Source organism: Streptomyces niphimycinicus (assembly GCF_018883605.1).
In the GTDB taxonomy this organism is placed as follows: Bacteria; Actinomycetota; Actinomycetes; order Streptomycetales; family Streptomycetaceae; genus Streptomyces; species Streptomyces niphimycinicus.
In genome coordinates this window covers 1-23206 of sequence record NZ_JAHLEM010000358.1, presented here as the reverse complement: position 1 = coordinate 23206, position 23206 = coordinate 1, and the positions used below count along the sequence as shown (strand labels likewise).

Sequence of the window (23206 nt, the reverse complement as noted above, 5' to 3'; positions counted from 1 at the left end):
GACGACCCGTGGGCGACCGGCGCACCGGCCGGCGGCCAGGGCGGCGGCGGTGGTGGCTGGGGCGGCGGCTCCGGCAACTCCGGCGGCGGCTACTCGGACGAGCCGCCCTTCTAGGCCCGGGGCGCTGTTTCACGTGAAACCACGTGAAACAACAGCGCTCGGTCTGGTCAGGGCGACCAGCACATACTTCTTGATCACACTGGAGAGAGACAATGGCGAAGCCGCCTGCTCGCAAGCCTAAGAAGAAGGTTTGCGTGTTCTGCAAGGAGAAGATCTCCTACGTCGACTACAAGGACACGAACCTGCTGCGGAAGTTCATTTCCGACCGCGGCAAGATCCGTGCCCGCCGGGTCACCGGCAACTGCACCCAGCACCAGCGCGACGTCGCCACGGCTGTGAAGAACAGCCGTGAGATGGCGCTGCTGCCCTACACCTCCACCGCGCGATAAGGGAAGGGTGACCCAGTCATGAAGATCATCCTCACCCACGAGGTCTCCGGCCTCGGTACCGCCGGTGACGTCGTGGACGTCAAGGACGGTTACGCCCGTAACTACCTCGTTCCGCGTGGTCTGGCGATCCGCTGGACCAAGGGCGGCGAGAAGGACGTCGAGCAGATCCGCCGCGGTCGTCGCATCCGCGAGATCGCCACGATCGAGCAGGCCAATGAGGTCAAGGCTCGGCTCGAGGGCGTCAAGGTGCGGCTGAAGACCCGTGCCGGCGACGCCGGCCGGCTGTTCGGCTCCGTCACCCCGGCCGACATCGCTTCGGCGATCAAGGACGCGGGTGGTCCGGACGTGGACAAGCGCCGCATCGAGGTGCAGTCGCCGATCAAGACCCTGGGCGCGCACCAGGTCTCGGTCCGGCTGCACGCCGAGGTTGCCGCCAAGGTCGGCGTCGAGGTCGTCGCCGCCTGACGACGGTGACGGTCGCCTTTGGCGCCGTGCACCGGAGGGCCGCACCCCACAGGGTGCGGCCCTCCGCCGTGCCGGGGGACCGGTGGCTCCGGCTTTGTGCAGCAGGGACGCGCGTGGCGGGGTTCGGCGGGGCTCAGCCCCGTACCGCGCCGGTGACGATCCAGCGGCCGGAGCGGGTGCGCAGCCACAGGGTCGCCAACCGGACCGACATCATCAGCGCCATCGTGCACCACAGCGCGGTCAGCCCGCCGCCGAACGAGGGGACCAGCAGTGCCACCGGGGCGAAGGCGGCGAGGGTGGCGATCATCGCCCAGGCCAGATACGGCCCGTCGCCCGCGCCCATCAGCACCCCGTCGAGGACGAAGACCACTCCCGAGACCGGCTGGATGAGGGCCGTCACCAGCAGGGCGGGCAGCAGGGCATCCCGTACTGCGGTATCGGTGGTGAACAGGGGGATGAACAGTGGCCGGGAGGCGACCACCAGCAGACCCAGCACCACGCCCGAGGCGATGCCCCAGTGCACCATGCGGCGGCAGGCGGCCCGGGCTCCCTCCTCGTCGCCCGCCCCCAGATAGCGTCCGATGATCGCCTGGCCCGCGATGGCGATGGCGTCCAGGGCGAAGGCCAGCAGATTCCACAGGGTGAGCACGATCTGATGGGCGGCGATGTCGGTGTTGCCGAGGCGGGCCGCCACGGCCGTCGCGATCAGCATCACGGCACGCAGCGAGAGCGTACGGATCAGCAGCGGTGCCCCGGCGTGGGCACAGGCCCTGATCCCGGCGGCATCGGGCCTCAGCGAGGTGCCATGGCGCCGCGCGCCCCGGATGACCACGGCGAGGTAGACGGCGGCCATGGCGTTCTGGGCGATCACCGTGCCCCAGGCCGAGCCCGCGATGCCCAGCCCGGCCGCGTAGACCAGGGTGACGTTCAGCGCGGCGTTGGTACCGAAGCCGCCGATGGCGACATAGAGCGGAGTGCGGGTGTCCTGGAGGCCACGGAGGACACCGGTGGCGGCGAGCACCACCAGCATCGCGGGGATGCCGAGGGTGCTGATCCGCAGATAGGTGATGGCGTAGGGCGCGGCGGTGTCCGAGGCGCCGAAGAGGGCGACGATGGCGGGGGCGATGGGAAGGGCCACGGCGATGACGGCGGCGCCGAGCAGCAGGGCCAGCCAGATGCCGTCCATGCCCTGCCGGATCGCTCCGGCGAGGTCGCCCGCGCCGACACGGCGGGCGACCGCCCCGGTGGTGGCGTAGGCGAGGAAGACGAAGATGTTGACGGCGGCGGCGAGCAGGCCCGCGGCGATGCCCAGACCGGCCAGTTGGGTGGTGCCCAGATGGCCGATGACGGCGCTGTCGACCATGACGAAGAGGGGTTCCGCCACGAGCGCGCCGAAGGCAGGAAGCGCGAGTGCGACGATCTCGCGGTCGTGGTGGCGCAGGGTGCTCCGCGCGCTCGTGGGGGCCTGTGTCATGAGGGCAATGTAATCGTCCACAGGTAAGAGACACAAGTCATCACCAGTCCTTACAAGGCGGCGTGCGCGACGATCTTCTCTGCGCCCTTTGTCGTGATCTTGCGCCGGGGGCGGAAGTTTTTCTTCTGCACAGCCCCTGGATAGAGAAACCGCAGGTCAGGATTGGGCTCTCGAGGTGATTGTGTGTTTGTCCACAGCACTGTCCCCCGACCCGTGCACAGGTTCGCGCGACTTACCCACAGGATGGATCCCATCATCCACATGCCCTGTGGATAACCAAGTTGGCTGGCGGTCCCGACGGGCCTAACGTGGTCCGGCGCCCGCCACCCGATTCGGCCCTGGAACCCCCAGCTTCCGATGCGCCGTGTCCGGAAAGCCGGCCGCTCAGTTGTGTCATAGCCGTGCCGTAAGAAGGACGGGCACGGCGAGGTTCGCATCGCGGACGGGAGGAGGTGACGGGGTGAGCGTTCCCGAGCCCATGGACGACCCCTGGGCGGACTCCGGCCCGTCCGACCGGTTCCCGTCCTCTCGCTTCCGCCGAGGTGAGGGCGGCGGCCGGGGCCGCGACGGCCAGCAGGACCGCGACGGAGGGGGCGGCTCCGCCTGGGAGGGCTCCGGCTTCGAGCGGGTTCCGCCCCAGGACCTCGACGCCGAGCAGTCCGTGCTCGGTGGCATGCTGCTCTCCAAGGACGCCATCGCCGATGTGGTGGAGGTCCTCAAGGGCAATGACTTCTACCGGCCCGCCCATGAGACCGTCTACCAGGCCATCCTGGATCTCTACGCCAAGGGCGAGCCGGCCGACCCGATCACGGTCGCCGCGGAGCTGACCAAGCGCGGTGAGATCGCCCGGGTCGGCGGCGCCTCGTATCTCCACACCCTCGTCCAGTCGGTCCCCACCGCCGCCAACGCCGAGTACTACGCGGAGATCGTCCACGAGCGCGCCGTGCTGCGCCGCCTCGTCGAGGCGGGCACCCGCATCACCCAGATGGGATACGCGGCGGACGGGGACGTCGACGAGATCGTCAACAACGCCCAGGCGGAGATCTACGCCGTCACCGAGCAGCGCACCAGCGAGGACTATCTGCCGCTCGGCGACATCATGGAGGGCGCGCTCGACGAGATCGAGGCGATCGGCTCACGCAGCGGGCAGATGTCCGGAGTGCCCACCGGCTTCACCGATCTGGACTCCCTGACGAACGGTCTGCACCCGGGCCAGATGATCGTCATCGCCGCCCGCCCCGCGATGGGTAAGTCCACCCTGGCCCTGGACTTCTCGCGGGCCTGCTCGATCAAGCACAACATGCCGAGCGTGATCTTCTCGCTGGAGATGGGCCGCAACGAGATCGCGATGCGTCTGCTCTCCGCCGAGGCCCGCGTCGCGCTGCACCATATGCGCTCCGGCAGCATGACCGACGAGGACTGGACGCGGCTGGCCCGGCGGATGCCGGATGTCTCCCAGGCCCCGCTCTTCATCGACGACTCCCCGAACCTGTCGATGATGGAGATCCGCGCCAAGTGCCGCCGGCTCAAGCAGCGCAGCGATCTCCAGCTCGTCGTCATCGACTATCTCCAGCTCATGCAGTCCGGCGGTGCCCGGCGCCCCGAGAGCCGTCAGCAGGAGGTCTCGGACATGTCGCGAAACCTGAAGCTGCTGGCCAAGGAGCTGGAAGTACCGGTCATCGCGCTCTCCCAGCTCAACCGAGGCCCCGAGCAGCGCACGGACAAGAAGCCGATGGTCTCCGACCTCCGAGAGAGTGGATCCATCGAGCAGGACGCGGACATGGTCATCCTGCTCCACCGCGAGGACGCCTATGAGAAGGAGTCCCCGCGCGCGGGTGAGGCGGATCTGATCGTGGCCAAGCACCGTAACGGCCCGACGGCCACGATCACGGTCGCCTTCCAGGGTCACTACTCGCGCTTCGTGGACATGGCGCAGACCTGATCCAGGCCGCGGGCCACGGCGTGAGTCCCGGACCTGGACTGAGTCCCGGACCTGGACTACGCCGCCCCCTGCGCCTGACCACCGGCCAGGCGAGTGGGGTCTCACGGTCGGCGTCGTCGGCTCAGGTCGCGGGTCGCAGTCCCACCGTCCGGGAGATCGCCAGGCTGGCCGTGCGCAGTGCGACTCGAGCGGTGGCCTGGGTGACGCCCTCGTCGGGCGCGACGAGTGACAGCGCGCCCAATGGGTCACCGCGATGGTTCAGGATCGGGGCGGCGACGGTCGACATCCTGGTGGGTCCGGTGCGCAGGGGGTTGGGCACCGTCGCGGCGCAGACGCCCTCCCTGCGGACGGTGGCCATGAGCTGACGGAGCCGTCCCGGGTCGGGCGCCCCGGCCAGCGCGTCATCCCGCACCCGCTCGGGGGCGTGGGCCAGCAGGGCGACGCCGATGCCGGTTTCGGCGAGGGGGAGGCGGCCGCCGACGCGGTACTTGACGGCTGCCGCGTCCCGGGCCGACAGCCGCTCGACGAGTACGGCCTCGTGGCCGTCGCGTACGGCGAGGAGGATGTGCTGGCGGGTGACCCGGTGCAGGTCCTCCATGAACGGGAGGGCGGCGGCGCGCAGTCCGTGGCCGCGGGGCGCCAGCGAGGCGATCTCGAGCAACTGCAAGCCGACGACGAAATCGCCGTTGTCGAGGCGTTCGAGGGCACCCACACCCATCAACTGGGCCGCGATCCGCGATGTGGTGCTCTTGGGAAGGCCCGCCCGGGCCGCGAGCGTATGCAGCGGCAGGCCCTCCCCGGCCTCCGCGAAGGCACCCAGCACCCGGAACGCCCGCTCCAGGATCGGCTCACCGTGCGGCGGCCGTCCCGAGCGACGGGTCGGCACCGGCGTCCCACTCATCGAAATCGCCGGTGCGCGTCGCAGGTCACCGCTCGAATACTAGCGATGTGACCCACCCGCACGACGACGCGCGGACACCGGAGACCAAGGAGACAGCAATGGCGACCGACCCCGCGCTGCGCGACGTCCACGTCCCGCACGCCTATCCCGAACAGCAGGCCGATCTCGGTGAGATCACCATGAACTACGCCGAGGCCGGTGAGCCGGACAAGCCCGCCGTACTGCTGATCCCCGAGCAGACCGGCTCGTGGTGGGGGTACGAGGAGACGATGGGCCTCCTCGCCGAGGAATTCCATGTCTACGCCGTTGACCTGCGGGGACAGGGGCGCAGCAGTTGGACCCCGAAGCGGTACAGCCTCGACAACTTCGGCAACGACCTGGTCCGGTTCATCGCCCTGGTGGTGAAGCGCCCCGTCATCGTCGCGGGCAACTCCTCCGGTGGCGTCCTCGCGGCGTGGCTGTCGGCGTACGCCATGCCCGGGCAGATCCGGGGCGCGCTGTGCGAGGACGCCCCGTTCTTCGCGTCCGAGCTCGTCACCACGTGCGGCCACTCGATCCGCCAGGGGGCGGGCCCCGTGTTCGAGCTCTTCCGCACGTACCTCGGCGACCAGTGGAGCGTCGGTGACTGGGAGGGCTACTGCCGCGCGGCCGGGGCCTCGTCGTGGCCGACGGCGGGATACTTCGTGGCGGACGAGATCCCGCAGCACCTGAAGGAGTACGACCCGGAGTGGGCGCGGGCCTTCTGGGAGGGCACCGTCGGACTGCACTGCCCGCATGAGCGCATGCTGGCCCAGGTCAAGACGCCGGTGCTCCTGACCCACCACATGCGTGCCATCGACCCGGAGACCGGCGGGCTGCTCGGAGCGCTCTCCGATGAGCAGGCCGCCCGGGCCAGGCAGTTGATGGAGTCGGCGGGGGTGAAGGTCGACTATGAGTCGGTGCCGGATGCGTTGCACATGATGCACCAGTTCGACCCGGTGCGGTACGTCAAGATCTTTTCGGAGTGGGCGGCCACGCTGGCGGCGTGATCGGGCGGGGTGATCGGGCCCGCTTTTCGTGGTTTCGGCAAAAAATTTTGTCGGTTCGCCATGGGCCGGGGCAGGTTGGGGCGGACGCGACCCCACCAGATAAGGCATGGCCATGGACGCACAGTTCTGGGATGACATGTATCGCAGCCGCGACCAGCTCTTCAGCGGCGCGCCCAACGGAGTGCTGGTCACCGAGGTCACCGACCTGCCGCCGGGGCAGGCGCTCGACGTGGGATGCGGTGAGGGCGCCGACGCCATCTGGCTGGCCCGGCGCGGCTGGCAGGTCACCGCGGTCGACATCTCCCGGGCCGCCCTGGAACGCGCCGTAGCGGCCGCCACGGACGTCGCGGGCCGGGTGGCGTGGACACGTGCCGACCTGACCGGCACGCCGCCCCCGGCCGCCGCGTTCGACCTGGTCTCCGTCCACTACTTCCCGCTCCCGCACCAGCCGGACCACACCGCGCTGCGCGGTCTGCTGGACGCCGTCGCACCCGGCGGCACCCTGCTCTTCGCCACCCACGCCCTCGCCGATCTGTCCCCGGACCCCGAGCGGGGCTTCGACCCCGGCGACTACTACCAGCCCGACGAGATCGCCGCGCTCCTGGACGACGACTGGACCGTCCTGATCAACGAAACCCGCCCCCGTACCGCTCCCGCCCCCGCCGGTACCCACCACACCCAGGACACCGTCCTGCGAGCGCGACGCCTGCGGTGACAGGCGACAGGCGACAGACGACAAGTGATAGGTGACAGGTGACAAGGGGGCATGGCGGTGACGCACGGCTGATCTCGGCCGCCGCCCGGGTCAGGGCTGAAGCTGGTGGCCCAGGGCCGCGGCCTTCTCCACGCGCCGGGCGAGGACCTGCTCATGGAGGTCCGTCATCTGCCGCAGCGCGTCCTTACGGTCGCGCTTGGAGAGCCGGTCGATGTAGAGATGCCCCGAGAGATGGTCGGCCTCGTGCTGGAGACAGCGGGCGAAGTAGCCGGTGCCCTCGATCACCAGCGGGTTGCCGTCCTTGTCGACGCCGCGGACCACGGTGCGGTCGGTGCGCGGAACGTCCATCCGCGCGCCCGGTACGGACAGACAGCCCTCGGCGTCCTCGATGAGCAGCCGCTCGGCCGGATCGGGCTGGTCCAGGACGGGGTTGATGATGTGGCCGACATGCCGTACGCCGTTGTCGTCCGGGCAGTCGTAGACGAACAGCCGCAGATCGACGTCGACCTGATTGGCGGCCAGCCCGGCGCCGTCGGCGATGTACATGGTGAGGAACATGTCGTCGATGAGGGCGCTCAGCTCGGGCGTGCCGAACTCGGTCACCTCGCGGCAGGAGCGGCGCAGAATCTCCTCACCGACCTCGGTGATCCGGCGCGGTGAACCGCGCTCGGCCTCGGGGGTCGGCGCCGGATACGAGCCGACGGGTTTCCCCTGCACCAGGACGCGCACCGCTGACCTCACCTTTTCCGCCCCCACTGATGGCCGCCCCCACTGATGGCATGTCCGGCCAACGTAGCAGGGGCGGTTCGGCCGCGGCTCCGGCTCGGTCAGATCGCCTCGGCGAGCTCCTCCAGCAGCCGCCGCTTGCTGCGGGCCCCGACCAGCGACCGCACCGGCTCGCCCGCCCGGAACAGCATCAGCGTCGGCATCGACAGCACCCCGTACGCGTTGGTGGTGGACGGGTTCTCGTCCACGTCCAGTTGCACCACCTTCAGCCGGTGGGCCTCCTCCTGCGCGATCTCCGCCAGCACCGGCGCGATCATCCGGCACGGCGGGCACCAGGAGGCGGTGAACTTCACCAGCACCGGCAGCTCGGCCGTCAGCACCTCCTCGCCGAAGGTGGCGTCCGTGACCGTGGCCACTCCCCCGGTGTGTGTCAGCGACATCTCATCTCTCCTTCGGAGTCGTTCGGAGTCGTTCGGGGGTTGTTCGGAGTCTCTTTGTGGTGACGGTGGGACGGCGGGGCTCACGGCCTGGGCGGCGTCAGTTCGCAGCGCGGCTCCGGGGCCCCTTCGGGCGCCGTCGCCGCGGCCTCCAGTTGCGCGCGGGCCAGCTCCGCCTGGGCGAGCTGTGTTCCGACCCGCTCCCGGATGGCGCTCAGCCGGCCGATGCACTCGTCCAGCTCGGCCAGCTTGCGCCGGTAGACCTCCAGCGAGGCGGGGCAGGAGTCACCGGCCGGATGGCCGGAGCGCAGGCATTCGACGAACGGACGCGTCTCCTCCAGCTCGAAGCCGAAGTCCTGGAGCACGCGGATCTGCTGGAGCAGCCGCAGATCGTCCTCGTCGTACGACCGGTACCCATTGCCGGTGCGGCGCGCGGGCAGCAGCCCGAGCGACTCGTAATAGCGCAGGGTGCGGGTGGTGGTACCCGCCCGTTCGGCCAGCTCTCCGATCCGCATGTGCCGACGGTAGACCTTGACCCTGACGTCAAGGCCAGACCGCGCTGCCGTCCCGGGCGGTGGCCTGGCGGGTGACGATCGGCCGGGCCACCGGCCGGTGATGATCGGCCGACCGATGGCTGCCCCGTTACCGATGGCTGCCCCGTTGTCGGACCTCCGCCGTACAGTGCCGACATGACCACACACGACGCGGATGAGTTCATGGAGCCGCTGCCCGCCACCCGCCGTGCCCTGCTGCGGCGCGTCGCCCTCGGCCAGACCGAGGGCCGTGCCCCGTCCCTGGTGGGGGCCGTGGTGCGGGAGGGGCGGCTGGTGTGGACGGGTTCGCGCGGCCGTGTGGACGGAGCCGCACCGGACACCGACACCCAGTACCGCATCGGCTCCTTGACCAAGACCTTCGTGGCGGTGCTGGTGCTGCGGCTGCGTGACGAGGGGCTGCTGGACCTCGGCGATCCGCTGGCCAGACATCTGGACGTGCCGCAGGCCGAGGGCGCGACCGTGGCCCAGCTTCTCGCCCACACCTCGGGACTCGCCGCCGAGGCCCGCGGCCCGTGGTGGGAGCGCACGCCAGGGGCGCTGCGGCCCGAGACGGCCGATATCTTCGGCGAGCGCCCGCTGGTCCACCCCGCGGGCCGCCGTCACCACTACTCCAACCCCGGTTTCGCGCTGCTCGGCGCGCTGGTCGAGCGGCTGCGCGGAGCGCCCTGGGGCGAGGTGCTGGCCGATGAGGTGCTGGCGCCGCTGGGGATGGGGCGTACGTCGCTCGAGCCGCGCGCCCCGCACGCCGGGGGCTGGGCCGTGCACCCCTGGGCGGATGTGCTGCTGCCCGAACCGGCCGAGGACACCGGGCGGATGGGCTCGGCCGGCCAGCTCTGGTCGACCGCCGGGGACCTGGCCCGCTTCGCCGCCTTCCTGCTGGACGGGGACGAGCGGGTGCTCGGGGCGGAGTCGCTCGCCGAGATGCGGACGCCCGCCGTCGCCCCCGAGGCGGGGGACTGGGACGGCGGCTACGGCCTGGGGACACAGCTCGTCCGCCACGGCGGGCGGTTCCTCCATGGCCACACCGGTTCCATGCCCGGCTTCCTGGCCTCGCTGTGGGTGAGCGCCGAGGACCGGCTGGCCGGGATCGCGCTGGCCAACACCACCGCGGGGCCCGCGATCGGCGCCATCGCCGCCGACCTCATAGGGATCGTGGCCGAGCACGAGCCCCGGATCCCCGAGCCCTGGCGGCCGCTGACCGAGGCCGATCCGGCGCTGCTGGCGCTGACCGGCCCCTGGTACTGGGGTCCGCGCGCCTACCATCTGCGGCTGCGCGCGGACCGCGGGCTGGAGCTGTCCCCGGCCATCGGGGGAGGCCGGGCCTCGCGCTTCCGGGCCGAGCCGGACGGCACCTGGACGGGGCTCGACGGCTATTACGCGGGGGAGACGCTGCGGGTGGTCGAGGGCGAGGGCGGCGCCCCCGCCCATCTGGACCTGGGCACCTTCGTGTTCACCCGGGAGCCCTACGCCCCGGACGGCGTGGTGCCCGGCGGGGTGGACCCGAAGGGCTGGCGGGCGCTCTGAGGGGCGGGGGCCGGGGCGGGGCCGGGGTGCCGTGATCCGGGAGGCGCGGGATCCGGTGGTATCGGGTGCCGGCGGTTCGCAGGCTTCGGCGTCCGTAGCCTGACCCCGCCAGTGGTACGCACGGCCGGGGGCTGGGTCGGCGGTGCGGTGGGCGGCAGGTTGGTCTCCGGTACTTCGGTACGCCGGTACGCCGGTACTCGGTACGCCGGTACTCCCGTGTTTTCGGTGCGCCGGTACTCAGGTGCTCTCGTACGCCCGTACTGCGGAACTTCGGTATGGCGGCACTCAGGTGCTCCGTACCCCGTGCCCGTACGGGAGCGGCGTGCCCCGTACGGGAGCGACCTGGTCCGCCCTTCCCTCGCCCTCCCTCAGGAGCCTCGCCATGCGCTCGTCCACGCTTCGCCTCAGCGCCTCCCTGCTCGCCCTCACCACCGCCATGGCCGTCTCCGGGACGGCCACCGCCCGGCCCGGAGGCGCGGCGGCCGGCCGCGACCGGCCGGGGACCGTCTGGTCGGCCGGGTGGGCCGCCCCCGTCCAGCGCCCCAGCGCGGGCTTCGAGAAGAACTGGGCCGAGAGCGGCTTCGCCGAGCGCACCGCCCAGACCCTGCGTCAGGTCGTCCGGGTCACCGGCGGCGGCACGGCCGCCCGGATCCGGCTGTCGAACCGCTATGGCACCGCGCCGCTGCGGATCGCGGGAGCGACCATCGCCCGTACCGCGCACGGCGCTTCCGTCCAGGGCGCGAGCCTGCGCGCGCTGACCTTCGGGCACCGGCGGCCGGTGGAGATCCCGGCGGGCGGTGAGACGGTGAGCGACCCGGCCCCGCTGCGCGTGGCGCCTCGTCAGCCGGTGACGGTCACGCTCTACTTCGACCGCCCCACCGGCGCCGCCACCTTCCACGCCCAGGCATACGCCCGCAGCTTCCGCGCGGACGGCGACCATCGCGCCGACCGCACCGGGGCGGGGTTCACCGAGACCACCCACTCCTGGTACTACCTCTCCGATGTCGAGGTCACCGGCGGCCCCGGCCACCCGGGCACGGTGGTGGCCTTCGGCGACTCGATCACCGACGGCTTCGGCTCGACCGACGACGCCGACCACCGCTGGCCGGATCTGCTGGCCGAGCGGCTCGCGGCCGCGGGCACCCCGCGCCCCGTCCTCAACTCCGGGATCGGCGGCAATCTGCTGCTGCACGACTCGGCCTGGTACGGGGACCGGGCGGGCGCCCGCTTCCGTCGCGATGTCCTGGACAAGCCGGGCGTACGATCGGTGATCCTGCTCGAGGGGCTCAACGACATCGGCTTCAGCGAGGTCGATCTGCCCACCTACAAGCCCAATCCGCAGGTGTCGGCGGAAGAGGTGATCGCGGGTTACCGGGAGCTGATCGCCCTGGCCCATGCCCGCGGCATCAAGGTCATCGGCGGAACGATCCTCCCGTTCAAGGGCGCCGAGTACCACACCCCGCGCTCCGAGGCGAAGCGCGCCGCGATCAACGAGTGGATCCGCACCTCGGGCGCCTTCGACGCGGTCGTCGACTTCGCGAAGGTCATGGCCTCGCCGTCCGATCCGCTGCGGCTGGACCCGGCGTACGACTCCGGCGACTTCAAGCACCCGAACGACGCGGGCTACCGGCGGATGGCCGAAGCCATCGACCTCGCGACGCTGTGAAACCGCCCGGGCGGTGAGGCCGGGTCAGACCAGGTCAGCTCAGGCGGGACGGGTCAGGCCAGGTCAGCTCAGGCGGGACGGGACAGGGCCCGGTCAGGCCAGCGGCAGCTTGAAGCCGACGTGGCTGGCCTCGAAGCCGAGCCGCTCGTAGAAGCGGTGGGCGTCGATACGGGTCGCGTCCGAGGTGAGCTGCACCAGGGCGCACCCCTCGCGGCGCGACTCCTCGACGGCCCATTCGATCAGTTGGGTGCCGAGCCCGCCGCCCCGCTCCTCGGAGTGGATCCGGACCCCCTCGATGATCGAGCGGGTGGCGCCGCGCCGCGACAGCCCGGGGATCAGGGTGAGCTGGAGGGTGCCGACGGTGCGGCCGTCCCGGACCGCGACGACCAGCCGCTGCTGTGGATCCTGGTCCAGCCGGTCGAAGGCGGCGCGGTACGGGGCCGGGTCGTCCAGGGACTCCCGGTGGGCGCCGAGCGGGTCGTCCGCGAGCATGGCCACGATCGCCGGGATGTCGTCGGCGGTCGCGCGCCGTATCTCGAAGTCGCTCATGCGGTGAGCCTACGCCGGGGCCCGAGAACCCCTGACGGGCGGCGCGGAGGGGCCAGGGGCAGATCAGCACACGCCGATCAGTACGCGGCGATCAGCACGCGCCGATCAGTACGCGCCGATCAGTACGTGGCGGTCAGCCCCTCGACGGCGGCGACCAGCGGGGCCAGCTCCGGCCGCCGGGCGGCGTCGCCCAGGGCCTCGCGCAGCGCCGCGTCATGCGTCGGCCGCGCCTCCTCCAGGAGCTTGAGCCCGTCGTCGCTGACGTTGGTGTAGATGCCGCGGCGGTCGCCGGGGCAGATGTAGCGGGAGAGCAGCCCGCGATCCTCCAGCCGGGTGACCAGCCGGGTCGTGGCGCTCTGGCTGAGCACGACGGAGTCGGCGAGCTGCTTCATCTGAAGATGTCCGCCGTCGCCGTCGTGCTGTCCGCTGAGGACGTTGAGCACGGAGAATTCGCGGACGCTCAGATCGTGCCCGGCCTGTAGCGCACGCTCGATATGCGTCTCTATCCGGCCGTGCAGGGAGGACAGGGCACACCAGCCCTGGGCGAGGGCCTGCCCCGCGGGCGGGGCGGCGGCGCCGTGCGCCTTCTCCGGCATGGAACCCCTCCTTGGTGGGTGAGCGGATTCCAGGATAGTCCAGCCATGAAAAAGACCGCGTATGCAATTATCGGGGCTTTGTCGCCCGCAGCCGCCGCCCCCGGGCGGTCAGCCCCCAGGGCTTGAGCACCGAGATCGCGGTGAGAAAGGTATAGACGCTCAGGCTGACCGACGGCGCCACGACCAGATCCCTGGTCGCCCCGACCGCCCGCTCCGCCATCACATCGGTCATCGCGGAGTTGATGCCGGCGCGCAGGGCGAACGCCGTGGCGGCGGTGGTGAGCAGGGTCAGCCAGAACTTCACGTACACCCACCGGTGGCGCGCCAGCCCCCAGGGCGTGCCCAGTGCCAGCACGATCCCGCTGACCAGCGACAGCAGGCTGATCGGAATCAGCAGCCAGTCGCCCAGCACATTCATGGACCGGTACACCGCCCCGGCCTCTTCGGCCGAGTCGGCCACGGCTCCGGTGATCCCCAGGGCCAGCATCCCGAGGGTCAGTCCGAGCCATCCGACGGAGACGACGACATGCACGACGAGGAGGCCCCGGCGGACGGGGCGGGTGAGCTGCTGCATGCCCCCACCGTGGCGGCGCCGCGGTGCCCACGGCGTCTGACGGCAGGAGTATCCACACGTACTCCCGGCGGCGGGCGGCGGGCGCGGACCGGGACGGCGGCGCCGGCCGGAGCAGGGGCCGGCCGGAGCAGGGGCAGGCCAGGACCGGGGCGGCGGGGCCTGGAGGGTTGCCTCTAGGCTCGGCTGATATGACCAGACTGCATCTGTTCGATCTGGACGGCACACTCATCCACGGCTCCGCCGCCGCGATCGAGATCTCCCGGCAGCTCGGTCTGGAGCGGGAGATCGCCGTGCTGGAGCGGGGGTTCGCGAGGGGGGAGATGACGACGGCCCAGTTCGCCGAGCGTGCCTGCGCGCTGTGGGAGGAGCTGACGGTGGCCCATGTGGCGGCGGCGTTCGAGGGGGCGCCGTGGCTGGCGGGGATCCGCGAGGTGTGGGCGGACATCCGGGCGCGGGGCGAGCGCTGTGCGGTGATTTCGCTCTCGCCGGGCTTCTTCGTGTCGCGGCTGCTGGAGTGGGGCGCGGACGCCACCTACGGATCGGCCTGGCCCGATGTGCCGTTCCGGGAGCCGGTGGATCCGGCGGGGATCCTGACCCCGGCCGCGAAGGTCCGGATCGCCGATGAACTCTGCGCGAAGTTCGGGTTGACCAGGGATCACTGCGTGGCCTACGGGGATTCCCTCTCGGACGCGGAGCTGTTCACGGTGGTGCCGGTCTCGGTCGCCGTGAACGCCGACCACCACGTGAGCGAAATCGCATCCCACGCCTATGCCGGTCGTGATCTCCGAGAGGCTTACGAATTGCTGGGTAACCGCACGTAACTATCGGTAATTACGCGAGTTGGCAGGTGTAACGAATGCGGTGTACTTGGGGCTTGTGAATTCATCCGGGGCCGGTAGGGTCGGGTCCGGTTCCGTGCGGCATGCTGTAACGGGGTCAGAACGGGCATCCCAGGCCAACCAGCATAACGGGAACGCGGCCCCCGTTCCCCGGACTTCGGGCTATGTGCCCGGGCGGGGAACGAGCGTGGCATGCTGCCCGGAAGAGAGTCACGGAGAGGGTCGGCACGACCATTCTCGCTTGAACCAGGGCACCAGAACGGGGAATTGCGGGCACATTCCGGCAGCGGAAGTGCGAAGACCGACAGAAAGATGTTCGAGGCGAGGCAACCATGGACGCTCCGACCACCACATCGTCGGCCGGCAGCGACGGCTCCGGCGGAAACAGTGGCGACTGGGGCTGGTTCACCCCGAGCAGGCGACCGGCCGAGGAGCAGGAGTCCCCGGACCGGCAGAGCGGTGAGCGTGCGCCCAGCCGCCCGGTGAATCCGATACGGCCGGTCGGCACCGGAGCCGACCGCCGTACGCCCGTGGAGCCGCCCCCCGTGCCCGCACCCGGTCCAGGGGTATCCGGTCCGCGACCGGGCGACCGCCGGGTGGACGAGCGCCGGGTGGATGAGCGCAAGGTGGACGACCGCCGGGCCCCCGGCCCCGGCCCCGCCGCCCCCGGCCCCACGGCCCCCGGACGCGAGGAGCATCAGCGTCCCGATGAGGCGGCCCCCGCCCCGCAGGACGTGCGGCCCGGCCCCGACTCGCCGTTCGCCGTTCCCGAGACGGCCTCGCCCGACGCGATCCTGCTGCGCCGCACCATGGCCGAGGTCGAGCCCATCAGCGACAAGGTCACCTCGTACTTCTACGCGCTGCTCTTCGTCCAGCACCCCGAGTTGCGGCCGCTCTTCCCCGCCGCCATGGACGCCCAGCGCGACCGGCTGTTCAAGGCGATCCTGACCGCCGCCCGGCTCATCGACGACCCGGACATCCTCACCGACTTCCTCACCCGGCTCGGCCGTGGCCACCGCAAGTACGGCACCCAGCCCGAGCACTACCCCGCCGTCGGCGAATGCCTGATCGGCGCGCTCACCCGCTACGCGGTCACCACCTGGACCGACGAGGCCGAGGCCGCTTGGGTGCGCGCCTACACCGCGATCTCCCAGATCATGATCGACGCGGCGGCCGAGGACGAGCTGCGCGCCCCCGCGTGGTGGCAGGCCGAGGTGGTCGGGCATGAGTCGCGCACCCACGACATCGCCGTGATCACCGTCCGCCCGGACCAGCCGTACCCCTTTCTGGCGGGCCAGTACACCTCAGTGGAGACGCCCTGGTGGCCGCGGGTGTGGCGGCACTATTCGTTCGCCTCCGCGCCGCGCTCCGACGGGCTGCTCTCCTTCCATGTGAAGGCCGTCCCGGCCGGATGGGTGTCCTCCGCGCTGGTGCACCGCGCCCGCCCCGGCGATGTGATCCGCCTCGGGCCCCCCGCCGGGTCCATGACCGTCGACCACTCCAGTGACAACGGGCTGCTCTGCCTGGGCGGCGGCACCGGTATCGCGCCGATCAAGGCACTGGTCGAGGACGTCGCCGACTACGGCCGCCACCGTCCGGTCGAGGTCTTCTACGGCGCCCGCAATGATCACGACCTGTACGACATCGACACCATGCTGCGGCTGGCGCAGAAGCATCCGTGGCTCGCGGTCCGCCCCGTCGTCTCCGACGGCCCGACCAACGGCCTCAGCGGCCGGCTGCCGGACGCCGTGCGGCAGTACGGCCCGTGGCACGCGTTCGACGCGTATCTCTCCGGGCCGCCCGGGATGATCCGCAGCGGTGTCGACGCCCTGGTGGGCGTCGGCGTTCCGTCCCACCGCATCCGGCACGACTCCATCGAGGAGCTCGCCGCGGCCGCGGAATAGGGCGCGGACGGCAGACGGCGAAACACTGACATGAGGCAGGCATTCCGGCGATTCCGGACGGCGAATCAGCAGGACGGGCAGGACGGGGACGAGAACCGTGGACAGTGCGGAGCACCTCGACGATCGCGCATGGCGTCCGGGGAGCGACGGCGAACACCTGCTCCAGCGGCGACTTGACACGGTCGACCGCGCCGACCGCTTCTACGACGACCAGGTGCTGGACCACCTCAACGCCCGGATGCGGGAGTTCATCGACCGCCAGGAAATGTTCTTCCTGGCCACCGCCGACGGGCACGGGGAGTGTGACAACACCTTCCGCGCCGGTCCGCCCGGCTTTCTGCGGGTAATCGACGCGCGCACCCTGGCCTATCCCGAATACCGGGGGAACGGCGTCCTGGCCAGCCTCGGCAATATCCAGGAGAACCCCCACGTCGGCATTCTCATGGTCGACTTCTTCCGGGACCGGATCGGGCTGCATGTGAACGGCCGGGCCCGGGTGGTGGAGGACGCCCAGATGCGCGAGGCGCACCCCGGCCTGCCGGTGGACCCGGTACCGGGGCGGCGCGCGGTGGTGTGGGTCGAGGTGACCGTCGAGGAGGCGTACATCCACTGCGCCAAGCACATCCCGCACCTCCAGAAGGTCCCGGCGCAGCGACGCACCGGCGGCGGCGACAACCGGCACCGTGGCCCCTCCGGCGACCAGGCCATCGAGCACGACCGGGAGCGGGACTGGGGGACGGACGACGTCAAGCGGAAGGGCGGCGACTTCTTCGGCGCCGCCGCCGAGGCACGTGACGGCCGCCGAACCCCACCCACCCCGCCCACCACCACGGCACCGACCCCGCGACCGACCCCGCAACCGGCGGACTCGCCCGCCCAGCCCGCCCCGATGGGCCCGGCGGCCCCGGCGGTCCGGGTGCTTCCGGGCCCGCCTGTCCCGTACGCCCCGGTGGTCCCGGGTACGCAGACTCTGGCCATGGCGGCCGTCTCGGGCCCTCAGACCCCGGTCACCCCGGCGGCCCCCGCCGTCCCGGGCCTCCAGGCCCCGCCCGTCCCCTACGCCCCGGTGGTCCCGGGCGCTCGGCCCCTGGCCATGCCAGCCGCCTCGGGCTCTGAGACCTCCGTAGCCCCAGGTCCCCAGGCCCTGGCCACCCCGGTCGTCTCGGGCCCTCAGTTCTCAACCGCCCCTGCTGTTGCGGATCTTCAGGCCCCAACCGCCGCCCCGGCAGTCTCTGCTGCCCCGGGGCCCCAGATCCCGGCCGCCCCGACGGTCCCGGACCCTCAGACCTCGGCGGTCCCGGACCCTCAGGCCCAGGCGGCTCCATCCGCCCCGGGCCCCGCCCCAGCCGTACCGGCCGCCCCAGCCGCTGCACCGGCGCCGCGGTCGGTGGACCTTCCCGGCGAGGCTGCCGAGGCCGCCCAGGCCGTCTCGGCCGTGCGGGCCCAGGCCGACCCAGTCCCGCGGCCGGTGGACCTTCCCGGCCAGACCGTGCCAGTCGCCCTGGGCCCTCAGACCCCGGCGGCCCCCGTAGTCCCGGACCCTCCGACTTCAGCCGTCTCAGGCGCCTCAGGCCCTCAGACCCCAACCATCCCGGCCGCGCCCGCCGTCCCGGGCCTCCAGACCCCACCAGCGGCGCAGGCCGAACCGGCTGACTCGGCTGGGCAAGCGCCGCAGCCCTCCGTGGCGCGCGCCGATCTCAGCCCCGCCATCCGGCCGGAGGTACGCGCCGACGCGGGGCCCGATACCTGGCGTGAGGAGGCCGAGCGGGTACTGGCGGAGGCGCGTCAGCGGGCGGCCCGGAAGACCCAGCAGCCGTTCGGCGGCTGGTTCCGCTAGGTCCTGCCTGCCCCGCGAAGATCCGCCCGGCGGCAGGCGCTAGCCGAGGTCGTCCGCGAGCAGGGCCAGCACACCCTCGATGTTGGCGTCGAGGTAGGCCCGCAGCGAGGGCGGCACCACCTCGACCGAGGCGATCCCCTCGCGGGTGAAGGGGACGCTCACCACGTCGTACTCCCCGCACGGCTCGTCCACCTCCGGGCCGTGCCGCCGGGTGAGGTCCATCGAGGCGAGTCGACAGACGAAGAAGTGCTGCACCTTCACTCCGCCGGAGCCGCCGGAGTCGCCAGCCCCGCCAGCCCCGCCGGAGTCGCCAGCCCCGCCGGAGCCGCCGGAGTCCTGGGCGCCTTCGGCGCCCTCCGCGCCCCCCTCGGGATGGGGGACGGTGTCCACGAACGCGGGCACCACATCGGTCACCTTCGCCCCCAGCTCCTCGTCCACCTCGCGGTGCAGGGCCTCGACGACGGTCGCGTCCTCGGGCTCCATCCCGCCGCCCGGAGTGATCCAGTACGGCGCCTGGCCGGGCTTGGTGCGCTTGATCAGGATCATCCGGGGCGCGGCCTCGCCCTCGAGGAGAATGGCGCGAGCGGTGCGTTTGACCACAGGTCGTTCGGTCATGCAGGACATCTGCCGCACCCTTCGCCCCGCGAAACCACTTACTCACCAGTCGACAGCCGCGCGCAACAGCCATTCGTGCGCCCGCGCGATATGCGGCAGGGTGAGCGCCCCCGTCCGCACCACCAGGAAATAGGTGCGCAGCGGCGGCACCGGCGGGTTGAGGAGCGCCACCACCTCCCCCGCGTCCATTGCGTCCATGCACAGATAGCGCGGCAGGACGCCGAGCCCGGCGCCCTCCGCGACGCAGGCGAGCACCGCGCGCAGATCGGGCGCGATGATCGTGCCGGCGGTGACCGGCCGGGTGTCGAAGACGGCCGACCAGTAGCGGGTGACCAGCGGCAGGCTCTCGTGGACCTCGACGACGGGCAGCGCCTCCAGCGCGCGTACCCCCTTGACCTGGAGCACCGCTGGCCCGCCGAGCCGGGCGGCCCAGCGCGGGGCCGCGATCAGCACATGCTCCTCGTCGCACAGCGGCGTGGCGGTCAGCAGCCGGCCCCGCGGCCGGTCGGTGGTGATGACCAGGTCGTGATGGCCGGCGCCGAGCCCCTCGAACAGCTCCTCGGTGCTGCCGAAGGCGCAGCGCACCGCCAGGCCCTGGGTGACGAGGGTGGTCAGCGCGGGCAGGGCGCGCAGCGCGGTGAACTCCGGAGGGCCCGCGAGATGCAGGGTGCGCAGCGCCGAGCGGTCGTCGTCCAGACCCGCCTCGGCGATCTCCACGAGGGCGTCGAGATGCGGCGCGGCCTTATGGGCGAGTTCGTCCCCGACGGTGGTGGGGACGACGCCGCGCGCCGTACGGAGGAACAGCGGGCGGCCGAGCTGCCGCTCCAGGGTACGTATCTGGCCGGTGACGGCGGGCTGGGAGAGGCCGAGCAGCCCGGCGGCGCGGGTGAAGGACCCGGCGCGGTGAACCGCGACAAAGGTGCGTAACAGGGCCAGATCCATGCGGTTCCCCTCGCCTCGTCGCGCCCTGAACGCATGCCAACTATAAATATGCCGATAGGTCCATGTCGCTACTGTGATTGGACACTGACGCTGAGTCAACTAGCCTTGTTCAAGCGGTTCTCCACGAGAAGAACCGGGGCGTCTCAAGCCACGAGGGGGGAGGCTTGAGACGCCCGCACAGGCGTACCCGCTCGCTTTCAGCCACCTGTCGCGGCGCAGGCCGCATCGAGTGCCCGCAGCACATCGGCGATCAGATCGTCCGGGTCCTCCGCGCCCACCGAGAAGCGGATGAACCCCTCGGGCACCGCGTCGCCGCCCCACCGGCCGCGCCGCTCCGCCGTGGAGCGCACCCCGCCGAAGCTGGTGGCGTCGTCCACCAGCCGCAGCCCGGCCAGGAAGCGCTCCGCGCACTCCTTGTCCGGCAGGGTGAAGGAGACCACACAGCCGAAGCGCCCGCCGCGCATCTGCCCGGCCGCGAGCCGGTGGGCGGGATCGGTCGGCAGACCGGGGTGGCGCAGCCCGGTGATCTCGGGGCGGTCGCGCAGCGCCTCGGCGAGGGCCAGGGCGGTCGCCGCCTGGCGGTCGACGCGCAACTGGAGGGTGGCCAGGGATCGGTGGGCGAGCCATGCCTCCATGGGGCCGGGGATCGCGCCCACCGTCTTGCGCCAGGCCCGCACCTGCGCGGCGAGCAGCGGATCGCGGCAGGTCACATAGCCGAGCAGGACATCGCCATGGCCGGTGAGCGCCTTGGTACCGCTCGCCACGGCGAAGTCCGCGCCGAGCTCCAGCGGGCGCTGGCCGAGCGGGGTGGCGAGGGTGTTGTCGACGGCGACCAGCGTGCCCCGGGCGTGCGCGGCTTCGGCGAGCCGGCGGATGTCGCAGACGTCCAGTCCGGGATTGGACGGAGTTTCCAGCCACAGCAGCTTCGTCCGGTCGTCCAGAACGGCGAGCTGGGCGTCCTCGCCGGTCGGGGCGGTGCGCACGGTGACCCCGTAGCCCTCCAGCCGCTCGACCAGCGCCGGGAGGAGCTGATAGCCGTCCGACGGCAGTACGGCCGCGTCGCCCTGGCGCAACTGGGACAGCAGCACGGCCGAGATCGCGCCCATCCCGGAGGAGAAGACGACCGTCTCGGCGTCGGTGCCCGGTGACTCCAGCTCGCTGATCGCCCGCTCCAGCAGGGACCAGGTGGGGTTGGCGTCCCGGCCGTAGGTGTAGGGGCCGACGGGGTCGCCGGGGAGGTGGTAGTGGGCGGCGAAGACCGGGCCCGGCAGCGTCGGCTCGTACGCCTCCGCCTCGGGCAGCCCGGCCCGTACGGCGCGGGTGCCATCGCCGGTCATGCGGGCTCCTTCCCCGCCCCGGGGCCATCGGCGGCCGACGCGCTCTTCCTGCTCCGGGTGGTCACGGCGGCGCTCTCCGGGGTCCCCTCGGCGGCGCTCTCCATGGCGTCGAGGGCCTCGGTGACCGCGTCCAGCAGCCCGCCGCCAGCGGCCTCGATCATCTCCAGGCACTCCTCGAAGTCGTCCGTCCCGCCGAAGTAGGGGTCCGGTACATCGAGGCCGCCCAGCGCGTTCCGGTCCGCTTCCGGGTCATAGCTCCGCAGCAGCCGTACCTTCGCGGCGTCGTGCGGGGTCGGCGCGAGTGCGCGCAGCTCATGCAGATGGCCGCTGTCCAGGGCGATCACCAGGTCGAGGTGAGCGAACCAGTCGGCCCGGAACTGCCGCGCGATGTGATCCTGCTCATAGCCGTGGGCGGTGAGCACGTCGATGGCGCGGCGGTCGGCCCCGTCGCCCTCGTGCCAGGGCCCGGTGCCCGCGCTGTCCACCTCGACACGGCCGTCGAGACCGGCCTCCGCGGCGTGGGCGCGGAAGACGGATTCGGCCGTCGGCGAGCGGCATATGTTGCCGGTGCAGACAAAGCAGACACGGTAGGGCGACGGGTCTCTCATGCCTCTCATCATCCCCGGACGGGGTCAGTCCTTGTCATCGGGCAGCACGACGTGCAGGGCCCACGCGACTATGGAGACGATCAGGCCACCGAGCACCGCGGTGCCGAAGCCGTCGACGTGGAAGCTCAGATCCAGCTTTCCGGCCAGCCAGGAGGTCAACAGCAGCATCAGGGCGTTGATCACCAGCGTGATCAGCCCGAGGGTCAGGATGAACAACGGAAAAGCCAGGAGCTTGACGATCGGCTTGACCACCACGTTCACCACGCCGAAGACCAGCGCGACGAGAATGAGGGTGAGCGCTTGGCGGCCGGTGTTGTCACCGGTGAGCGTGATGTCCTTGAGTAGCCAGATGGCGACGCCGAGGGCACCGGCGTTCGCGATCGTCTTGACGAGAAAATTCTTCATGGTTGAGATCGTCGCAGACAGGCCCCGCGGCAGGCAGGGGCCCCGTAGGCAGGGGTGGAGAGCGAATGAAGGCGTTCCGGCTGGATGAGCTGGAGGCGGAGCGGGCCGCGAACAACGGCGCGTATCTACAGTTCCTGCGGGAGCGGAACATGTCGGTGGGGCTGTACGCGCTGGACGCGGGCCAGCCCGACCCGCAGTCGCCGCACAACCAGGACGAGGTCTACCTGGTGGTGAGCGGCCGGGCGTCGGTCACGGTGGGAATGGAGACGACGCAGGTGGCGCGGGGCAGCGTGGTGTACGTACCGGCGGGCACGGCGCACAAGTTCCACCACATCACCGAGGACCTGCGGGTACTGGTGGTGTTCTCGCCGCCGGAGGGCTGACACTGGCCGACGGCTCGTGCTCCCTGCGGGCTTGTCCACCGCGGAGCCGATGCGCGGCGGGACGGTCCCGTAGGGGTCCGGTCAGGGGAGGACGGGGGGCGCGGGACGCCCGCGCGCTTCCGTCCCGTCCTAGCATCGAGGGCAGGGAGGACCGGCCGTCGGCGTCCGGACCCACGGCTCGGAGAGAAAGCAGGGAGTTACGTGACTACGAAGGAGATATTCCGGGGCCTGCCGTGGTGGGTGACCTGGATCGCGATTCCGGTCCTCATCCTCGCCGTGTTCGGCGGCCTGATCATGAGCGTGATCGGGTTCCTGGTGAGCTTTGTCTTCAAGGCGCTGCTGCTGGTGGCGCTGATCGCCGGGCTGATCTATGTCGTACGGAAGTTCACCGCCTGACCCGCCGCGCGGCGCTCGCCGCGGCTCCCAGGGTCTGACGCATCCCCCCAGGCCCTGCGGACCCCCATCGCGCGTGGATACGCCGCGCGAGGGATACCGCCGGGGCGGGAGCGCGGCCCGGCGGCACCCCTGCCGTTAGAGTGCGAGAACTCGGCGTTCTTCCTCTCGGCGTCTGCCTCGCAACAACACCCCGGGGGTGCCTGTTGACGACAGCGATCTTCGATACGGCCGGTGCGCCGGCCCCGATCTCCCGCCCACCGGGCCCACGTCGTCCGGCCCCGCGGGTCTCCCCATGGCAACACTGGCCATTTTCGTTCCCTCACACGAGGCAAACCGACTC

General features: G+C 71.5%; 24 protein-coding genes and 1 pseudogene. 12 read left to right on the top strand and 13 right to left on the bottom strand.

The annotated features are described in order from the left end of the window. Positions 1–212: 212 nt before the first annotated feature. Positions 213–449, top strand: a complete 237-nt coding sequence (gene rpsR, locus KN815_RS28710) for a 30S ribosomal protein S18 (RefSeq protein WP_003978893.1) — start codon at positions 213–215, stop codon at positions 447–449. 18 nt (positions 450–467) lie between these two features. Next, the gene (gene rplI, locus KN815_RS28705) at positions 468–914 is read left to right on the top strand and encodes a 50S ribosomal protein L9 (RefSeq protein WP_137966572.1); all 447 of its coding nucleotides are present in this window, start codon (positions 468–470) and stop codon (positions 912–914) included. Between the two features lie 133 nt (positions 915–1047). On the opposite strand, the gene KN815_RS28700 is transcribed toward rplI, so the two are convergent. After that, a complete protein-coding gene (locus KN815_RS28700) occupies positions 1048–2388 on the bottom strand; it encodes an MATE family efflux transporter (protein WP_216344802.1) in 1341 nt (446 codons plus the stop codon). 460 nt (positions 2389–2848) lie between these two features. Between KN815_RS28700 and dnaB the strand changes: the two genes are divergently transcribed. Then, entirely contained in the window at positions 2849–4330 is a 1482-nt protein-coding gene (gene dnaB, locus KN815_RS28695) for a replicative DNA helicase (RefSeq protein WP_216344801.1), read from the top strand. Between the two features lie 121 nt (positions 4331–4451). Here dnaB and KN815_RS28690 read toward each other — a convergent pair whose 3' ends face one another. Further along, the gene (locus KN815_RS28690) at positions 4452–5216 is read right to left on the bottom strand and encodes an IclR family transcriptional regulator (RefSeq protein ID WP_253209298.1); all 765 of its coding nucleotides are present in this window, start codon (positions 5214–5216) and stop codon (positions 4452–4454) included. Between the two features lie 62 nt (positions 5217–5278). Here KN815_RS28690 and KN815_RS28685 point away from each other — a divergent pair, with 62 nt between their 5' ends. Then, positions 5279–6259, top strand: a complete 981-nt coding sequence (locus KN815_RS28685; protein ID WP_253209297.1) for an alpha/beta hydrolase — start codon at positions 5279–5281, stop codon at positions 6257–6259. 112 nt (positions 6260–6371) lie between these two features. Continuing rightward, positions 6372–6974, top strand: a complete 603-nt coding sequence (locus KN815_RS28680) for a class I SAM-dependent methyltransferase (protein ID WP_216344799.1) — start codon at positions 6372–6374, stop codon at positions 6972–6974. Positions 6975–7064: 90 nt separating this feature from the next. Here KN815_RS28680 and def read toward each other — a convergent pair whose 3' ends face one another. From def to KN815_RS28665, 3 genes are all read right to left on the bottom strand, one after another. Next, positions 7065–7703, bottom strand: a complete 639-nt coding sequence (gene def / locus KN815_RS28675; RefSeq protein WP_216344798.1) for a peptide deformylase — start codon at positions 7701–7703, stop codon at positions 7065–7067. 98 nt (positions 7704–7801) lie between these two features. Next, the gene (trxA, locus tag KN815_RS28670; protein ID WP_014061943.1) at positions 7802–8140 is read right to left on the bottom strand and encodes a thioredoxin; all 339 of its coding nucleotides are present in this window, start codon (positions 8138–8140) and stop codon (positions 7802–7804) included. 80 nt (positions 8141–8220) lie between these two features. Next, entirely contained in the window at positions 8221–8652 is a 432-nt protein-coding gene (locus KN815_RS28665; RefSeq protein WP_216344797.1) for a MerR family transcriptional regulator, read from the bottom strand. Positions 8653–8826: 174 nt separating this feature from the next. Between KN815_RS28665 and KN815_RS28660 the strand changes: the two genes are divergently transcribed. After that, the gene (locus tag KN815_RS28660) at positions 8827–10215 is read left to right on the top strand and encodes a serine hydrolase domain-containing protein (protein ID WP_216344796.1); all 1389 of its coding nucleotides are present in this window, start codon (positions 8827–8829) and stop codon (positions 10213–10215) included. A 382-nt stretch (positions 10216–10597) separates the two neighbouring features. Next, positions 10598–11881, top strand: a complete 1284-nt coding sequence (locus KN815_RS28655; RefSeq protein ID WP_216344795.1) for an SGNH/GDSL hydrolase family protein — start codon at positions 10598–10600, stop codon at positions 11879–11881. 93 nt (positions 11882–11974) lie between these two features. Here the strand turns inward: KN815_RS28655 and KN815_RS28650 are convergent, their stop codons facing one another. The 3 genes from KN815_RS28650 to KN815_RS28640 form a co-directional block, all read right to left on the bottom strand. Beyond that, complete coding sequence (locus tag KN815_RS28650; protein ID WP_216344794.1) at positions 11975–12430, bottom strand: GNAT family N-acetyltransferase; 456 nt, start codon at positions 12428–12430, stop codon at positions 11975–11977. A gap of 119 nt (positions 12431–12549) precedes the next feature. Continuing rightward, positions 12550–13026 (bottom strand): MarR family winged helix-turn-helix transcriptional regulator, encoded by a 477-nt coding sequence (locus KN815_RS28645; protein ID WP_216344793.1) that lies wholly within the window; start codon positions 13024–13026, stop codon positions 12550–12552. Positions 13027–13093: 67 nt separating this feature from the next. Continuing rightward, positions 13094–13600 (bottom strand): DUF2269 domain-containing protein, encoded by a 507-nt coding sequence (locus KN815_RS28640; RefSeq protein ID WP_216344792.1) that lies wholly within the window; start codon positions 13598–13600, stop codon positions 13094–13096. Positions 13601–13788: 188 nt separating this feature from the next. Here KN815_RS28640 and KN815_RS28635 point away from each other — a divergent pair, with 188 nt between their 5' ends. The 3 genes and pseudogenes from KN815_RS28635 to KN815_RS28625 all read left to right on the top strand — a co-directional run. Then, positions 13789–14421: an HAD family hydrolase gene (locus KN815_RS28635; RefSeq protein ID WP_216344791.1), complete on the top strand. Its 633-nt coding sequence runs from the start codon at positions 13789–13791 to the stop codon at positions 14419–14421. Between the two features lie 350 nt (positions 14422–14771). Further along, the gene (locus KN815_RS28630) at positions 14772–16343 is read left to right on the top strand and encodes a globin domain-containing protein (RefSeq protein WP_216344790.1); all 1572 of its coding nucleotides are present in this window, start codon (positions 14772–14774) and stop codon (positions 16341–16343) included. Positions 16344–16500: 157 nt separating this feature from the next. Continuing rightward, positions 16501–17217: pseudogene (locus KN815_RS28625) on the top strand (pyridoxamine 5'-phosphate oxidase family protein); the annotation flags it as partial. Positions 17218–18219: 1002 nt separating this feature from the next. On the opposite strand, the gene KN815_RS28620 reads toward KN815_RS28625, so the two are convergent. The 5 genes from KN815_RS28620 to KN815_RS28600 all read right to left on the bottom strand — a co-directional run bounded on the left by KN815_RS28620 (position 18220) and on the right by KN815_RS28600 (position 22087). Beyond that, positions 18220–18795: an NUDIX domain-containing protein gene (locus KN815_RS28620; protein WP_216344789.1), complete on the bottom strand. Its 576-nt coding sequence runs from the start codon at positions 18793–18795 to the stop codon at positions 18220–18222. Positions 18796–18837: 42 nt separating this feature from the next. Beyond that, positions 18838–19737: a LysR family transcriptional regulator gene (locus KN815_RS28615; protein WP_216344788.1), complete on the bottom strand. Its 900-nt coding sequence runs from the start codon at positions 19735–19737 to the stop codon at positions 18838–18840. A 197-nt stretch (positions 19738–19934) separates the two neighbouring features. Continuing rightward, positions 19935–21074: a cystathionine gamma-lyase gene (locus tag KN815_RS28610; RefSeq protein WP_216344787.1), complete on the bottom strand. Its 1140-nt coding sequence runs from the start codon at positions 21072–21074 to the stop codon at positions 19935–19937. Beyond that, complete coding sequence (locus tag KN815_RS28605) at positions 21071–21682, bottom strand: low molecular weight protein-tyrosine-phosphatase (protein ID WP_216344786.1); 612 nt, start codon at positions 21680–21682, stop codon at positions 21071–21073. The genes KN815_RS28610 and KN815_RS28605 overlap by 4 nt, the downstream gene beginning before the upstream one ends. 24 nt (positions 21683–21706) lie before the next feature. Beyond that, positions 21707–22087 (bottom strand): phage holin family protein, encoded by a 381-nt coding sequence (locus KN815_RS28600; RefSeq protein WP_093463150.1) that lies wholly within the window; start codon positions 22085–22087, stop codon positions 21707–21709. 65 nt (positions 22088–22152) lie between these two features. On the opposite strand from KN815_RS28600, the gene KN815_RS28595 reads away from it, so the two are divergent. Together KN815_RS28595 and KN815_RS28590 are read left to right on the top strand one after the other, a co-directional pair. Then, the gene (locus KN815_RS28595; RefSeq protein WP_078642398.1) at positions 22153–22470 is read left to right on the top strand and encodes a cupin domain-containing protein; all 318 of its coding nucleotides are present in this window, start codon (positions 22153–22155) and stop codon (positions 22468–22470) included. A 201-nt stretch (positions 22471–22671) separates the two neighbouring features. Beyond that, on the top strand, positions 22672–22866 hold the full coding sequence (locus KN815_RS28590) for a DUF5326 family protein (protein ID WP_216344785.1): 195 nt from the start codon (positions 22672–22674) through the stop codon (positions 22864–22866). The last annotated feature ends 340 nt before the right edge of the window (positions 22867–23206 follow it).

Bases quoted from the DNA above. Each gene is read 5' to 3' on its own strand.
- rpsR (WP_003978893.1), top strand. From the start codon at position 213: ATGGCGAAGCCGCCTGCTCGCAAGCCTAAGAAGAAGGTTTGCGTGTTC.
- rplI (WP_137966572.1), top strand. From the start codon at position 468: ATGAAGATCATCCTCACCCACGAGGTCTCCGGCCTCGGTACCGCCGGT.
- KN815_RS28700 (WP_216344802.1), bottom strand. From the start codon at position 2,388: ATGACACAGGCCCCCACGAGCGCGCGGAGCACCCTGCGCCACCACGAC.
- KN815_RS28680 (WP_216344799.1), top strand. From the start codon at position 6,372: ATGGACGCACAGTTCTGGGATGACATGTATCGCAGCCGCGACCAGCTC.
- trxA (WP_014061943.1), bottom strand. From the start codon at position 8,140: ATGTCGCTGACACACACCGGGGGAGTGGCCACGGTCACGGACGCCACC.
- KN815_RS28665 (WP_216344797.1), bottom strand. From the start codon at position 8,652: ATGCGGATCGGAGAGCTGGCCGAACGGGCGGGTACCACCACCCGCACC.
- KN815_RS28660 (WP_216344796.1), top strand. From the start codon at position 8,827: ATGACCACACACGACGCGGATGAGTTCATGGAGCCGCTGCCCGCCACC.
- KN815_RS28655 (WP_216344795.1), top strand. From the start codon at position 10,598: ATGCGCTCGTCCACGCTTCGCCTCAGCGCCTCCCTGCTCGCCCTCACC.
- KN815_RS28650 (WP_216344794.1), bottom strand. From the start codon at position 12,430: ATGAGCGACTTCGAGATACGGCGCGCGACCGCCGACGACATCCCGGCG.
- KN815_RS28645 (WP_216344793.1), bottom strand. From the start codon at position 13,026: ATGCCGGAGAAGGCGCACGGCGCCGCCGCCCCGCCCGCGGGGCAGGCC.
- KN815_RS28640 (WP_216344792.1), bottom strand. From the start codon at position 13,600: ATGCAGCAGCTCACCCGCCCCGTCCGCCGGGGCCTCCTCGTCGTGCAT.
- KN815_RS28635 (WP_216344791.1), top strand. From the start codon at position 13,789: ATGACCAGACTGCATCTGTTCGATCTGGACGGCACACTCATCCACGGC.
- KN815_RS28630 (WP_216344790.1), top strand. From the start codon at position 14,772: ATGGACGCTCCGACCACCACATCGTCGGCCGGCAGCGACGGCTCCGGC.
- KN815_RS28620 (WP_216344789.1), bottom strand. From the start codon at position 18,795: ATGACCGAACGACCTGTGGTCAAACGCACCGCTCGCGCCATTCTCCTC.
- KN815_RS28615 (WP_216344788.1), bottom strand. From the start codon at position 19,737: ATGGATCTGGCCCTGTTACGCACCTTTGTCGCGGTTCACCGCGCCGGG.
- KN815_RS28610 (WP_216344787.1), bottom strand. From the start codon at position 21,074: ATGACCGGCGATGGCACCCGCGCCGTACGGGCCGGGCTGCCCGAGGCG.
- KN815_RS28605 (WP_216344786.1), bottom strand. From the start codon at position 21,682: ATGAGAGACCCGTCGCCCTACCGTGTCTGCTTTGTCTGCACCGGCAAC.
- KN815_RS28600 (WP_093463150.1), bottom strand. From the start codon at position 22,087: ATGAAGAATTTTCTCGTCAAGACGATCGCGAACGCCGGTGCCCTCGGC.
- KN815_RS28595 (WP_078642398.1), top strand. From the start codon at position 22,153: ATGAAGGCGTTCCGGCTGGATGAGCTGGAGGCGGAGCGGGCCGCGAAC.